We start from the raw sequence: 13,300 nt of genomic DNA, 5'->3' as shown, positions 1-13,300 counted from the left end.
GCATCACATCGCGTAGTAGCATCGGGCGTATGACATTGTCGTACTAGAGAGTGGTAGCACCGCAATGCCGGGAAGAATCCAGTCCATCGAACGCGCCGCCGCCATCCTCCGGCTCCTGGCCAGTGGCGCCCGCGGACTGAGTCTGGCCGAGGTCTCCCGCTCCCTGGAACTGCCCAAGGGCACCGCCCTGGGCATCCTGCGCACCCTCCAGCACGTGGGGTTCGTGGAGCAGGACCCGGAGTCGGGCCGCTACCGCCTGGGCGGCGGGATGCTCAGCCTGGGCACCCGCTATCTGGACGGGAACGAACTCCGCACCCGCGCCCTGAACTGGGCGGACACCCTGGCCTCGCGCAGCGGCGAGAGCGTGCGCATCGGCACGCTGCACAAGCACCAGGTCCTGGTGGTCCACCACGTCTTCCGCCCGGACTCCTCCCGGCAGACCCTGGACGTGGGCACCCTGCTGCCGCTGCACTCGAGCGCCCTCGGCAAGGTCCTGATGGCCTTCGACCCCCTGGCCGTGCCCGAGGAGGTCTCCGCCGTGGAGACCGACTCCCCCGTCGCGCTGACCGCCTTCACCCGCCACACCGTGACGTCGATGGCGACGCTGGAGGGCCAGTTGTCGGAGATCCGCGACAACGGCTGGGGCTGGGAGGCCGAGGAACTGGTGGACGGCGAGGTCTCCATCGCCGCCCCCATCCGCGACCGTCGGGGGGTGACCGTCGGCGCCATCGGGGTCCGGGGCGCCGTCGAGCGCCTGCGCGGTGAGGACGGCAAGCCCGACATGGAGCAGGTCTCCTACGTGCGTGACGCCGCCCGGGCCATCTCCCGCGAGCTGGGCGTCACACCCTACTGAGCCCTGCCTCACCCTCCCCTCCCGGGCTTCGCGCCCCCTCCCCGGCCGCGTACCTCCGGGCCGCCGCGTGCCTTCACACGCCTTCCCATGCCCGCCGGGCAACGGCGGGACCAATGGCGGTCACCGCTTCGCCCCACTTTGGGTCAGCGCCCGGAGTGGTGCTTTCCGCGTCCGCGCCCGTCCTGAGACAGTGTCCGCGCGACCGCGTGATCCACGCAACACGATTGCGTCACACGGCCTTGACATGGGAAGGAAAAACGGTTGAAACTATCGCCTATTCATACGTCAATGTCGTACATCGTTCGGTGAGCACCGCCGATCACACCGATTCCCACCCCAATCCAGAGCCGTCCACCTGAAGGCGAGCACCGATGAGTCAGCAGTACGTCGCCGCGATCGACCAGGGCACCACGTCGAGTCGCTGCATCCTCTTCGACCGGGACGGACGCATCGTCTCGGTCGACCAACGAGAGCACCGACAGATCTTCCCGAAGCCCGGTTGGGTGGAGCACGACGCGCTGGAGATCTGGACCAACGTCGAGGCCGTGGTCCAGGAGTCCCTTCGCAAGAGCGACATCACGCCCGACCAGATCGCCGCCATCGGCATCACCAACCAGCGTGAGACCACCCTGCTCTGGGACCGGGAGACCGGCGAACCGGTCTACAACGCCATCGTCTGGCAGGACACCCGCACCGACGACATCGTGCGCGAGCTCGGCGCCGACGGCGGCCAGGACCGCTTCCGCCCCAAGTGCGGCCTCCCCCTCGCCACCTACTTCTCCGGGCCCAAGATCCGCTGGCTGCTGGACAACGTGGACGGTGTCCGGGAGCGCGCCGAGCGCGGAGAACTGCTGTTCGGCACCATGGACACCTGGCTCATCTGGAAGCTGACCGGCCGCCACGTCACGGACGTCACCAACGCCAGCCGCACCATGCTGATGAACCTGGCCACTCTCGACTGGGACCCCGAGGTCCTGGAGGCCATGGAGATCCCGGCCAGCCTGCTGCCGGAGATCCGTTCCTCCTCGGAGGTCTACGGCGAGTCCACCGGCTACCTGGCGGGTACCCCCGTGGCCTCCTCGCTGGGCGACCAGCACGCCGCCCTGTTCGGCCAGACCTGCTTCGACCCGGGCGACGTCAAGGGCACCTACGGCACCGGCACGTTCCTGGTGATGAACACCGGAACCGAGCCCGTGACCTCGAACAACGGCCTGCTCACCACGCTGGGCTACAAAATCGGCGACGCCCCCGCCGTGTACGCCCTCGAGGGCTCCATCGCGGTCACCGGCTCCCTGGTGCAGTGGCTCCGCGACAGCCTGGGCCTGATCTCCTCCGCGCCCGAGATCGAGACGCTCGCGCGGACCGTCGACGACAACGGCGGCTGCTACATCGTCCCGGCCTTCTCCGGCCTGTTCGCCCCGCACTGGCGCAGCGACGCCCGGGGCGTGATCGCCGGGCTGACCGGCTACGTGAACAAGGGCCACATCGCCCGCGCGGTCCTGGAGGCCTCGGCCTGGCAGACCCGCGAGGTCGTCGACGCCATGAACGCCGACTCCCAGATCGACCTCACCACGCTGAAGGTCGACGGCGGCATGACCGCGGACAACCTGCTCATGCAGATCCTCTCCGACGTGCTCGACGCCGAGGTCGTGCGGCCGATGGTCGCCGAGACCACCTGTCTGGGCGCGGCGTACGCCGCCGGTCTGGCGGTCGGCTACTGGCCCGACATCGAGACCCTGCGCGCCAACTGGCACAAGGCCGCCGAGTGGAACCCCCGGATGGAGCCCGCGGTCCGGGACCGCGAGTACCACAACTGGAACAAGGCCGTGCAGCGCACCCTTGGCTGGGTGGAGCACGAGGACGCCAAGTAGCACCGGGCCGGCGGGGGCCGGGTCGGTCACGCGAGCGACCCGCCCCGGGTGAACCGGCCCTCGCGACGACCGCGTTCCCGGGGCTCCCCCGTCACCAGGGGTCCGTGGCGCGGACCCCGGACACCGGGAGGTGTCCGGCCCATCCATCTCGGCAGCCCCGTCACGGGGCGGAGGTCTCCATGGAAAACATGTCGGTGTACCTGGCGGAGTTCGTCGGTACGGCCATCCTGATCCTGCTCGGCGGCGGTGTCGTCGCCGGCGTCTCACTCGCCCGTTCCAAGGCCCTCGCAGGGGGCTGGATCGTGGTGACGTTCGGCTGGGGTATGGCGGTCGCGATGGCGGTCTACGTCGTCGGCGCCGTCTCCGGCGGCCACATCAACCCGGCCGTCACGCTCGGCCTGGCCAGCATCGGCGAGTTCGAGTGGGCGCTGGTGCCCGGCTACATCATCTCCCAGCTGTTGGGTGCCATCGTCGGTGCCTGCCTGGTCTTCCTGGCCTACTTCGCGCACTGGAGGATCACCGACGACTCCGAGGCCAAGCTCGGTGTCTTCAGCACGGCGCCCGGGGTGCGCAACCCCGTAGCCAACCTCACCACGGAGATCATCGGCACCGCGATGCTGGTGCTGGGTGTCCTCGGAATCGGCGGCAACGAGGGGTCGGTCACCAAGGGCGACGCCGACCTGTCCGCCATGTTCGCGCACGGACTGGCTCCGCTGCTGGTCGGTCTGCTGGTGCTGGCGATCGGCCTGTCGCTCGGTGGCCCGACCGGGTACGCCATCAACCCGGCCCGTGACCTCGGTCCCCGTATCGCGCACGCGCTCCTGCCCATCCCGGGCAAGGGCTCGTCCGACTGGGGGTACGCCTGGATCCCGGTGGTCGGCCCCCTCGTCGGTGGTGTGATCGGTGCCTGGATCTGGCACCTGACCGGCTTCGGTACCTGAACCGGGTCACCACCCGCGCTCGTTGGGGCGCCCGGCCGCGGCCGGGCGCCCTCCGGCGCTCACGGGACCCTTCACGGGCCCAGGTGGAACTCCTCCAGGTAATCGAGGGTCTCCCCGGGCCGCAGCGCCACCAGTCTGAGGTGGTTGACCAGCTGCTGGTAGCGGGCGACCTCGTCCGGTTCCTCCAGGTAGATGCCGTCCGTGGCGGTCTCCAGGTAGACCACCGTGGGGTCGATGGCGTGGGGGAACTCCAGGATCACGCAGGAGCCCCCGGCCCCGGGGTTGAGCTTGGCGGCCCGGGTCATCTGCACGGTGACGTTGGGCCGTTGGGCCATCTCCAGGATGTGTTTGACCTGGGCCCGACGGACCTCGGGGTGGTCGTGCAGACGCAGCAGGGCGCCCTCGTCGAAGATCGCGCACAGCTCGGGAGGGTCCTGGTCCTCCAGGATGCGCTGGCGGGTCATCCGGGCGTCGATGTCCCGGCGGATCTCCTGGGGGTTGGCCAGGCAGGCCTGTGCGGCGACCCTCATGTACTCCGGCACCTGGAGGAGTCCCGGGATCACGACGGGCTGCCAGGACGTGATGCGTCTCGCCTCAGTCTCGAATCCGACGAACCGGGCCGCGAGCACGTCGCGGTACCGGGACCACCAGCCGCGTTCCAGGGACTGTCGGCACAGGTCGAGGATCTCATCGAACTCTCTCCCCCGGGGGACCTGGCAGGCGTCCAGGATCGCCCTGATCTCCGGAACGCTGGGCCGTTTCTTGACCCCGGACTCGATGTTGGAGTAGGTGGACTTGGACAGGCCAGCGGCCGCCGCGGCCTCTTCGCTGGTCTTGCGGGCTGCGAGCCGCACCCGCCGCAGTTCGGCGGAGAGCCGGCGCCGCCGGATCGTGGGTGAGTACCTAGTGGCCATGATGGGGTTCATCGTAGGACCGGAGATGCCTCCCAAGCGGGACAATCCGGGGAACTCGAAGTCCAGACATCCAACTCGATCGAGGAATCGGGAAACCAGCTTCCTTGATCCCGGATTCCAGCCTCCTGTGGGGACGAACTCCGCCTGTCACGCCTTGGTACGACATGCCCGGCAGTGCGCCGCTCCACTGGATCGCGTATCGGGTGTCTGGTCCGGCTCCCTCCACACCAGTTCGACAATGCCGAACCGCAGTGGACAACCAGCGACCACCCGACCCCCCAGAGTCACACCAGTCCTCACGGGAACCCGCACACCCCCGCTCCTCCAGCCCCGATTCCCGTAACCGTGGCGCCGATCTCCTGAATCGTTCGGCATTGTCGTATTATGCGTACGACACCCACCTGAAACGTGGAGCCCGTTCAGGTACGTGCGGTAACGCCCCCCTCCCCAACGGACGGAGCACCAGCCATGACCGCCAGCGCCCACCGCAGTGACGCCCGAACCCACCGAGCGCGCACGCGCGAGGAACTCACCCGGGGCACCTTCGACCTCCTCGTCATCGGCGGCGGAATCCTCGGCACCTCCGTCGCCTGGACCGCCACCCAGGCGGGTCTGCGCGTGGCCATGGTGGACGCGGGCGACTTCGCCGGAGCCACCTCCAGCGCCTCGTCCAAGCTCGTGCACGGCGGACTGCGCTACCTCCAGACCGGCAACGTGCGCCTGGTCGCGGAGAACCACAAGGAGCGGCGTTCGCTCGCCTCCGACGTGGCCCCGCACCTCGTCAACCACCGGCCGTTCCTCGTCCCCGTCTACTCCGGGGGACCGCACGGCGCCGCCAAGATGGGAGCGGGCGTCTTCCTCTACTCCGCGCTGTCCGCCTTCGGCGACGGTATGGGCCGCCTGCTCTCGCCGCTCCAGGCCAAGCGACTGGCGCCGGGACTGCGCACCAAGGGGCTCAAGTCGGTGGCCGCCTACAGCGACCACCAGATGAACGACAGCCGCATGGCGGTCATGACCGTCCGGGCCGCCGTGGACGCCGGGGCCGTGGTGCTCAACCACGCCGAGGTCCGGGGGCTGCGGACCACGCGCGGCCGGGTGACCGGCGCCGACCTGCACGACCGGGTGAACGGCGACGACTTCGGAATCGACGCGCGCCTGGTCCTCAACGCCACCGGACCCTGGGTCGACCACCTGCGCCGGATGGAGGACGCCGCCGCGTCGCCCAGTGTGCGGCTGTCCAAGGGCGCCCACCTGGTGCTGAGCACCCCCGACCCGTGGAAGGCCGCGCTCACCATCCCGGTGGACAAGTACCGGGTGTCGTTCGCCATCCCGTGGGAGGGCCACCTGCTCCTCGGCACCACTGACGAGTCCTACGAGGACGACCCGGCCGAGGTGGGCGTGGTCCCCTCCGACGTCGACCAGATCCTCGGGGAGGCCGCGCTGGGCATCGACGCCTCCTACCTCGACCGCGACCGCATGACCTACTCGTTCGCGGGGCTGCGCGTGCTGCCCGGGGGCCCCGGGGACACCAGCTCCGCCAAGCGGGAGACCGTGGTCACCCAGGGGCGGGGAGGCATGCTCTCGGTGGCCGGTGGCAAGTGGACGACCTACCGGCACATCGGCCGGACCGTCCTGGAGGAGCTGCGCAAGGTGTCGGCGGTGCCGCTGGCCGAGGACATGGCCGACCCACTGCGGACCGTGCCGCTGCCCGGTCTGGCCAGCCCCGACGCGGTCGCCCAGCGCCTGATCATCGACCGCGATCCGGGGGCCCGCCTGGACCCGCTGGTGGCCCGGCACCTGGCGTCGCACTACGGAAGCCTGGCCCTGGACATCGCCGGCCTGGTGCGCGACCAGCCGGAGCTGGGCGAGCGCATCCACCCGGACGGTCCGGACGTCTGGGCGCAGGTCGTGTTCGCCCGCGACCGCGAGTGGGCCGTGACCGTCGACGACGCGCTGCGCCGCCGGACCACTGTCACCGTGCGGGGCCTGGACACACCCGAGGTGCGCGAGCGCACCCGCGCCGTCCTGGAGGCCTGAGCCCCCACAGGAGGGCCGTGAACCCTCGGGGAAGGCTCCTCACACACACCGGGACCCCGGGGCCGTCAGTGACGGCCCCGGGGTCCCTCGCGTGGGACCGGGGTTGACCCTCGGGGCCCCCGGGACCGCCGCCGGACGGGCGGCGCCCGTACCCCGGACACGCGAACGCCCCCGGAGAGACGAACTCTCCGGGGGCGTTCAGCGACGTTCACGCCCACGAGGGGCGACATCGCTACGTCTATGCGGTCTTAGATCGCGACGACGTTCTCGGCCTGCGGGCCGCGGGTGCCAGCGACGATCTCGAACTCCACGCGCTGGTTCTCCTCCAGGTTACGGAAGCCCGTGCCCTGGATGGCGCTGTAGTGAACGAAGGCGTCGGGGCCACCGTCGTCGGGGGAGATGAAGCCGAAGCCCTTCTCGCCGTTGAACCACTTCACAGTTCCCTGAGCCATGTTTTCTCCTTCAGCTCGGTGTACACGGACGCATACTCACACGCCCGAAAATTGCCGCGAGCCGACTCCAAGAGAAACCGCCCGCCGGTCACAAACTCCGCGGGCAAGACACCAACTGCGAAATTCAACGACTAACAATCTTCTTTGAAGGTACCACAGCCGCGTCGGGTGGCGAGGGTTTTCGATGTGGCAACCCGCACGGCCCGTCGAGGAATACCGACGGGCCGGGCGGGGAACGCGTGTGATCCCTGTGGCGACCACCGGAGTGTCACACGCACATCACCCAGGGTTCACCAGGGCGTCGTTGACGCACCTCAGCACGGGTGGCTCCGTCACGGCCCCCGGGTCGAGAGCCGCACCGCCCACCACAGTGAAGGTGTGCGACTCGTCGGGCAGCAGCGTCACCAGAGCGCTGTCCACGCTCACTCCCGGATCGAGTCTGTCGACGTTCAGGACCAGATCCCGCAAGAGCACGCGAGCACGGACCGTCACCCGCAAATCGGAACCGTCCACCCGTGTTTCCACATCGAATTCGGGCTTTCGGTACTCCAGGTCGAGATCACGGGAGAAGAACCACCACGCCCGCTCCCCCACGCCGTCGACGGTCAGCACCTCGCGGGCGGGCTCTCCCGGCTCGGCGAGCCCCGAGGGCACCGGTACGCGCAGCGCGCCACGCGGCGCCACCCGCACCTCGTGCGTGGAGGCCGCCAGTGCCCTCCCGGTGGCGGTGTCCCGACGCGCGAGGGTCACCTCGGTGGTCCACTCCTCGTCGGTGTCGTTACCGAGGACCACGTCCAGCCCGCCCGGGGCGGGCTGGACCGTCGCCACCCGGTCCGCGTACACGCGCCGCAGCGCGTACCACAGGGGCTTGCGACGCCCCGCGCCGTCGACCGCCGCCCACGATGTGACCGGCCAGCAGTCGTTGATCTGCCACATCACCGTGCCGGTGCAGTACGGCCAGGTGGACCTGAAGTGCTCGATCCCCACGGTGAGGGCGCGCGCCTGGTTGACCTGCGTGAGGTAGTGCCAGTCGTCGTACTCCCACTCACGGTCCCCGAAGTGCGCGGCGAGCCCGCGCGCGAGCTTGCCGTTACCGTCCTCGGCCTTCTGGTGGTGCAGCACGCCCGGGGAGGTCGGGGTGAGCGGGTCGTCGGTGACCGCGCCCCGCAGGGTGGCGTGCGCGGGCGGCGCCTGGTAGCCGAACTCGGCGGCGAACCGGGGACGGTGGTCGCGGTAGACGGTGTAGTCCTCCTGGTTCCACACGTCCCACAGGTGCATGGTGCCGTGCTCGGCCGCGTTGGGGTGGATCCCCTCGCCCTCGGAGTAGGGGCTGCCCGGCCAGTAGGGGCGTGTGGGGTCGAGTTCGGCCACCGCGCGGGGCAGCACGTCCAGGTAGTACCCGGCGCCCCACGCACGGCCGTCCAACCGTTCCTTCCACCCCCAGTCCTCGTGGCCCCAGATGTTCTCGTTGTTGCCGCACCACACCGCCAGGCTGGCGTGCGGGGCCAGCCGGACGACCGCCTCGCGCGCCTCCGCCTCGACCTCGGAGGCCAGCGGCTCGTCCTCTGGGTAGGCGGCGCAGGCGAAGAGGAAGTCCTGCCAGACGAGGATCCCCCGCTCCGAGCAGAGTTCGTAGAAGTCCTCGGACTCGTACATCCCTCCGCCCCACACCCGCAGCAGGTTGATCCCGGCGTCGCGGGCCTGTTCGATGCGTTCCCGGTAGCGGTCCCGGCCGATCCGGCTCGGGAAGGCGTCGTCGGGGATCCAGTTGGCTCCCCTGACCAGGACGTCGCGGCCGTTGACCTGGACGGCGAAGCCCGTTCCCTCGCGGTCGGGTTCACTGCGCACGGCCACGTTCCGGAAGCCGATCCGCCGCTCCCACGTGTCGAGCAGGGGGGTGCGCGGCCCGGCCCCGGAGAGCTCCACCACGAGGTCGTGCAGGGGTTGGTCGCCGTGACCGCGCGGCCACCAGAGCGCGGGTTCGGTCACCACGAGGTCCAGGACCGCCTCCGTCCGCCCCGGTCCGAGGGTGACGACCGCGGAGGCCCCGGCGACCGTCGCCGTGAGGGTGAGGGGGAGGTCCGCGCCGGGCCCGGTACGCTCCACCTCCACGTGGGCGCTGACCCGGCCGAGGGAGCCGTCGTCGGAGACCGAGACCAGGGGCCGCACCGAGGCCAGGCGCGCCGTGGACCACGCGTGCAGGCGGATCGGCCGCCAGATCCCGGAGGTGACCACGGTGGGCCCCCAGTCCCACCCGAAGTTGCAGGCCATCTTCCGGATGAACTGGTAGGGCTCGTCGTAGGCGCCGGGCAGCGCGCCCATGCGCTCCCGGTTCCCCTCCGCGTACCGGTAGGGGGACGTGAACACCACGTCCAGCTCGGGGGCCGGGCCGCCCTCGGTCAGCGCCCCGGTGACGTCGAAGCGGTACGAGCGGTGCATGTTGGCGGTCCGTCCGACCTCCCGGCCGCCCACCCGGACTTCGGCGACGGTGTCCAGTCCCTCGCAGACCAGGTCCACCCGTTCGGCTGCCCCCACCGACGGGTCCAGGCCCTCCAGGGTGCGCCTGTACCTCCAGTCCGTCCGGCCGATCCAGCCGAGCCCGTCCTCGTTGTCGTCGAGGTAGGGGTCCTCGATCAGGCCCCGGTCGAGGAGGTCCGTGTGGACACAGCCCGGCACGGTGGCCGGGATCCCTCCCAACGCGGCGGCCGGGTCCGGCACGGAGCCCTCGTGGGGCACCGCCGTCAGGGTCCAGCCCTCGCACAGGTCGAACCAGGAGGTCATACGCGCTCCCTCTCACTACTGCCTGGGTACCGCTCCGGTACCGCGGTGTTCGGTCCGGGGCGGGCCCGGCGAGGGCCCGGCCCCGGGGTCAGTTCTGGTCGATGCCGACGAAGTGTCCCTTCTCGACCTCCACCAGCGGCGCGGAGTCGTCGCCGTCCGCGACGGTGGGCAGCTCGACGTCCTCGGGCGGGTTCGCGGCCAGCTCCGCGTCCACCTCCGCCCAGGTGCGGTGCAGCTGCGGCACACACGAGAGCAGGTGGCGGCTGTAGGGGTGCAGGGGGTTCTCGAACACCCTGCGGGTCGGCCCCATCTCCGCGATGGCGCCCTTGCGCAGGATCACCGACCGGTCGCTGACGTAGTTGCCCAAGGACAGGTCGTGGGTGACGAACAGGATGCCCAGGCCGCGCTCCTTGAGGTCGCCCAGGAGGTTGAGGACGTCGATGCGGGTCGAGGCGTCCAGCATGCTGATGATCTCGTCAGCCACCAGCAGCTTGATGTCGAGCAGCAGCGCCCGCGCGATGAGCAGGCGTTGCAGCTGCCCGCCGCTGAGCTGGTGCGGGTACTTGTTCAGCACGTTCTCCGGGTCCAGTCGGACCGTGCCGATCGCGGCCAGGACCTTGTCCCTCCAGTCCGCGTCCGACATCTCGGGGAAGTAGGAGGAGCGGATCATGGAGAAGACACGGTCGGCCTTGAAGATCGGGTTGAAGGAGCTGAACGGGTCCTGGAAGACCCCCTGCACCCTTCGGTAGTACTCCTTCTTGGCGGAGAACCCGCGGATCCGCGAGACGTCCGCACCCTCGAAGCGAATACTCCCGGAGCTGATCCGGGTCAGGCCCAGCACCATCTTGCCGATGGTGCTCTTGCCGCTGCCGCTCTCCCCGATCAGCGAGACGACCTCGCCGGGCTTGACGGTGAGGTTGACGTCGCGCACCGCGCGCAGCTTCGCGCCGCCGAACGCGCCCACCCGGTACACCTTGTGCACGTGACTCAGTTCCAGCACGGCGCTACCTCCCCGTCTTCCAGCAGGCGGCCCAGTGGCCGGGGTCGATCTCCACCAGCGGCGGCACCTCGGAGCACTCCTCCGAGGCGATGGGGCAGCGGTCCTTGAACCGGCAGCCCGTGGGCGGGTTCAGCAGTCCGGGCGGGGTGCCGGGAATGCCTTCCAGCCGCGCGTCCTCCGTGGTCGTGCCGACCTCCGGCAGCGCCCCGATGAGCATCTTGGTGTAGGGGTGCCGCGGTGCGTTGATGATCGTGCTCGCCGGGGCCTTCTCGGCGATCCGGCCCGCGTACATCACCATGACCGTGTCGGCCATCTGGTAGACCAGCGAGATGTCGTGGGTCACGAAGATCATGCTCTTGACGTAGCCGCGGTCGCGGAACTCCACCATGGACTCGGCCACCGACCGCTGGGTCGACACGTCCAGGGCCGACGTCGCCTCGTCGGCGATGAGCAAGGACGGGTTGAGCAGGGTGGCCATCACCATGACCACCCGCTGCTTCATGCCGCCCGACAACTCGATCGGGAACCGGTTGAGGACGTCGGGGTCGAGTCCGACCAGCTCCAGTCGGCGCCTCAGCTCCTCGGCGACGCTGGCCGGGCGCACGCCGCGTGCGCGCAGCAGCTCGTCGATCATCCGCCCGATCTTGCGGGTGGGGTTGAGGGCGCTCATGGCGTACTGCGGGACGAGCGAGATCTCGTGGTAGCGGAACGGGTTCATCGCGCGGTCGTCCGCGATGGGGACGTCCTTCCCGTCCAGCTCGATGGTGCCGTCCACGTGCCGCATCCGGCCGTCCAGCCGGATGAGGCTCTTGCCGAGGGTGGTCTTGCCGCAGCCGGACTCCCCGGCCAGCCCCATGATCTCCCCGTCCGCGAGGTCGAAGCTCACCCCGTCGAGGGCGTGGACGTCCCCGCGCAGGGTCTGGTAGTAGACCTTCAGGTCGTTGACGCGCAGGGTCATCTCACAGCTCCCGCAGCTTGGGGTTGAAGACCTCGTCCAACCCGACGTTGAGGATGTACATCGAACCGACGAGGAGGGTGATCCCGGCACCCGGCGGAACGAACCACCACCACATGCCGAGCTGGAGGGCGCTCCACCCCCCGGCGTTCTCCAGCATCAGTCCGAGGGAGACGCCGCCCGCCGGGCCCAGGCCGATGAAGTCGAGCCCCGCCGCGATGAGAACGGCCCCGCCGAACAGCAGGATGAACGACATCACCAGGTACGAGCTCATGTTGGGGGCGATCTCGCTGGTGATGATCCGCCAGGTCCGCCGTCCGCTGAGCCGGGCCAGGTCCACGTAGTCGCGAGTGGCCAGGGTCAGGGCCTGGGAGCGGACCGCGCGGGCCGCCCACGGCCACGACGTCAGTCCGATGAACAGCGCCTGGACGACCAGTCCGCGCACGTCGAGGTAGGCGACGGCGACGATCAGCACGACCATGCCGGGCAGGACCAGCACGACGTTGGTGAGCATGTTCAGAATCTCGTCGACGACCCCGCCCTTGTACCCGGCCACGAACCCGACGGTGGTGCCGACGATGAACGCGATGCCGCCACCGAGCAGGCCGGTGAGGAACGTGGAGCGCAGACCGTAGACGAACTGGGCCCAGATGTCCTGGCCGAACGTGGTGGTGCCCATCCAGTACTCGGAGCTGGGCGGCTGGCTCTGCGGGCCGACGTAGACGTTGGGACCGTGGTCGATGAACAGGGGGCCGACGAGCCCGATCGCCAGGAGGGTGAGCACGATGCCCGAGCCGATGAGCAGCTTGGGGTTGCGGCGGGCGAAGTGCAGGGTCTCGGACACCTTGCGTTCGCCGGACGCGTCGGGGGCGCCTCCGGTGTCGGTGGCCCCGGGTGCCCCGGGGATGTTGCTCATGACGCGCCTCCCGTCATCTGGACGCGCGTACGCGGGTCGACCAGGACGTAGATGATGTCGATGATGAAGTTGGCGATCAGCACGCCGATGACCACGAACAGGAAGATCCCCTGGAGCAGGAAGAAGTCGCGGTTGTTCAGCGAGTTGAGGATCAGCGTCCCCAGGCCGGGGTAGTTGAAGACGATCTCCGTGAGCAGCGCCCCGGCGATCAGCGTGCCCAGCTGGACGGCGAGTCCGGTGATCTGCGGCAGCATCGCGTTGCGGAACGCGTAGCGGCGGATCAGGCGGCGGGGGGCGCCCAGTGCCTGGAGGTAGTTCGAGTAGTCCGCCTCCAGCTCGTAGATGATCATGTTGCGCATGCCGATCGCCCAGCCGCCCAGGGCCACGATGAACATGGACAGGAACGGCAGGAACCAGTGGGAGATCAGGTTCGAGATGAACGTCCACGACCATGAGGGCGTGAGCGCGAAGCTGTACCCGCCCGCGGTCGGGAAGAAGCCGCCGACCACCGACAGCGAGTAGGCCAGCAGCATCGCGATCCACATGTAGGGCATCGCGGTGAGGATGTAGCCGATCGGCA

Annotated in this window: 11 protein-coding genes; 4 read left to right on the top strand and 7 right to left on the bottom strand. The window is 69.6% G+C overall.

Annotated elements, in window-relative coordinates:
* Positions 1-64: 64 nt before the first annotated feature.
* The 3 genes from D452_RS0102485 (at position 65) to D452_RS0102475 (ending at position 3,665) form a co-directional block, all read left to right on the top strand.
* Entirely contained in the window at positions 65-853 is a 789-nt protein-coding gene (locus tag D452_RS0102485; RefSeq protein WP_017542573.1) for an IclR family transcriptional regulator, read from the top strand.
* Positions 854-1,224: 371 nt separating this feature from the next.
* Positions 1,225-2,724, top strand: coding sequence for a glycerol kinase GlpK (glpK, locus tag D452_RS0102480; protein ID WP_017542572.1), 1,500 nt, complete (start codon positions 1,225-1,227; stop codon positions 2,722-2,724).
* A 179-nt stretch (positions 2,725-2,903) separates the two neighbouring features.
* Positions 2,904-3,665, top strand: a complete 762-nt coding sequence (locus D452_RS0102475; protein ID WP_026128909.1) for an MIP/aquaporin family protein — start codon at positions 2,904-2,906, stop codon at positions 3,663-3,665.
* 71 nt (positions 3,666-3,736) lie between these two features.
* Here the strand turns inward: D452_RS0102475 and D452_RS0102470 are convergent, their stop codons facing one another.
* Positions 3,737-4,591 (bottom strand): helix-turn-helix domain-containing protein, encoded by an 855-nt coding sequence (locus D452_RS0102470; RefSeq protein WP_017542570.1) that lies wholly within the window; start codon positions 4,589-4,591, stop codon positions 3,737-3,739.
* 456 nt (positions 4,592-5,047) lie between these two features.
* Between D452_RS0102470 and D452_RS0102465 the strand changes: the two genes are divergently transcribed.
* Positions 5,048-6,616, top strand: a complete 1,569-nt coding sequence (locus D452_RS0102465; protein ID WP_017542569.1) for a glycerol-3-phosphate dehydrogenase/oxidase — start codon at positions 5,048-5,050, stop codon at positions 6,614-6,616.
* Between the two features lie 248 nt (positions 6,617-6,864).
* Here the strand turns inward: D452_RS0102465 and D452_RS0102460 are convergent, their stop codons facing one another.
* The 6 genes from D452_RS0102460 to D452_RS0102435 form a co-directional block, all read right to left on the bottom strand.
* Positions 6,865-7,068 carry a cold-shock protein gene (locus D452_RS0102460; protein ID WP_014912876.1) on the bottom strand — a complete coding sequence of 68 codons (204 nt, stop codon included), beginning with the start codon at positions 7,066-7,068 and terminating at the stop codon, positions 6,865-6,867.
* A gap of 279 nt (positions 7,069-7,347) precedes the next feature.
* Positions 7,348-9,849 carry a glycoside hydrolase family 2 protein gene (locus D452_RS0102455; RefSeq protein WP_017542568.1) on the bottom strand — a complete coding sequence of 834 codons (2,502 nt, stop codon included), beginning with the start codon at positions 9,847-9,849 and terminating at the stop codon, positions 7,348-7,350.
* Positions 9,850-9,937: 88 nt separating this feature from the next.
* On the bottom strand, positions 9,938-10,849 hold the full coding sequence (locus tag D452_RS0102450; RefSeq protein WP_017542567.1) for an ATP-binding cassette domain-containing protein: 912 nt from the start codon (positions 10,847-10,849) through the stop codon (positions 9,938-9,940).
* A 4-nt stretch (positions 10,850-10,853) separates the two neighbouring features.
* Complete coding sequence (locus tag D452_RS0102445; protein WP_017542566.1) at positions 10,854-11,807, bottom strand: ABC transporter ATP-binding protein; 954 nt, start codon at positions 11,805-11,807, stop codon at positions 10,854-10,856.
* 1 nt (position 11,808) lies between these two features.
* Positions 11,809-12,720: an ABC transporter permease gene (locus tag D452_RS0102440; protein ID WP_017542565.1), complete on the bottom strand. Its 912-nt coding sequence runs from the start codon at positions 12,718-12,720 to the stop codon at positions 11,809-11,811.
* The coding region (locus D452_RS0102435; RefSeq protein ID WP_017542564.1) for an ABC transporter permease at positions 12,717-13,300 on the bottom strand (584 nt) is incomplete at its 5' end. The genes D452_RS0102440 and D452_RS0102435, both read right to left, overlap by 4 nt.

Origin of the sequence: Nocardiopsis prasina DSM 43845 (assembly GCF_000341265.1) — a bacterium.
In the GTDB taxonomy this organism is placed as follows: domain Bacteria; phylum Actinomycetota; class Actinomycetes; order Streptosporangiales; family Streptosporangiaceae; genus Nocardiopsis; species Nocardiopsis prasina.
Note: the sequence above shows the minus strand (reverse complement) of the source record. Positions and strands in the feature narration are given on the sequence as shown.